This is a genomic window from Streptomyces beijiangensis (genome assembly GCF_017315755.1).
In the GTDB taxonomy this organism is placed as follows: domain Bacteria; phylum Actinomycetota; class Actinomycetes; order Streptomycetales; family Streptomycetaceae; genus Streptomyces; species Streptomyces beijiangensis.
In genome coordinates this window covers 1-930 of record NZ_JAFLRJ010000320.1, presented here as the reverse complement: position 1 = coordinate 930, position 930 = coordinate 1, and the positions used below count along the sequence as shown (strand labels likewise).

The window sequence follows — 930 nt, the reverse complement described above, 5'->3', positions numbered from 1 at the left end:
GTTGCTCGCGTCCACTGTGTTGTTCCCAGACCACGAATAATCGTGCCCGGCTGGAACAGTTCCACTAACTTAATTGAATAGTGTGCTTGTTCGCTAGAGGCCCATTAGTGTTTCGGTGGTCATAGCGTTAGGGAAACGCCCGGTTACATTCCGAACCCGGAAGCTAAGCCTTTCAGCGCCGATGGTACTGCAGGGGGGACCCTGTGGGAGAGTAGGACGCCGCCGAACAATCATTGAAGGACCTTTGGTCCCAGCGATCACCGCTGGGACCAAAGGTCCTTTTTTATTTCCCGAAGCGCGTCGGACCGTCGACTGCGCGAGAATGACTTGCAGTACCCGAAGACAGGAGCCCCACCCATGTCCACCAACTCCCCCGACGATCGTCCGGAGCGCGAGCAGCGCGGCCGGGACGCCGGTGACCGGGGCGGATTCCAGGGCGGTCGCGACGACCGTGACCGTGGTCCGCGCAGGGACAGTGACCGTGGTGGCTCCAGCTTCCGCAGGGACGACCGCGGTGGCCGTCCGGCCGGCGCAGGCGGTGGCGGCGGCTACCAGCGTCGCGACGACCGGCCCAGCGGGCCCCCTCGTAACGATGACCGCGGTAGCCGTCCCACAGGTGGCGGCGGCTACGGACAGCGCGATGACCGTGGTGGACGTCCCTCCGGCGGTGGTTACGGGCAGCGTGATGATCGTGGTGGTCGTCCGTCCTCCGGTGGTGGCGGTTTCCAGCGCCGTGACGATCGCCCGAGCGGTCCCCGTCGTGATGACGACCGTGGTGGTCGTCCGTCCTCCGGTGGTGGCGGTTTCCAGCGCCGTGACGACCGTCCCAGTGGTCCCCGTCGTGATGACGACCGTGGTGGACGCCCGTCCGGTGGTGGTGGCTTCCAGCGTCGCGATGACCGTCCCAGTGGTCCCCGTCGTGATGACGAC

The 930-nt window shown here is 65.7% G+C and carries 1 protein-coding gene and 1 rRNA gene; both read left to right on the top strand.

The features are described from left to right. Positions 1-111 precede the first annotated feature (111 nt). Positions 112-228 (top strand): 5S ribosomal RNA (rrf, locus tag J0695_RS28675). 364 nt (positions 229-592) lie between these two features. Continuing rightward, on the top strand, positions 593-930 hold a 338-nt coding region (locus J0695_RS45260; protein WP_206966817.1), incomplete at its 3' end, for a hypothetical protein.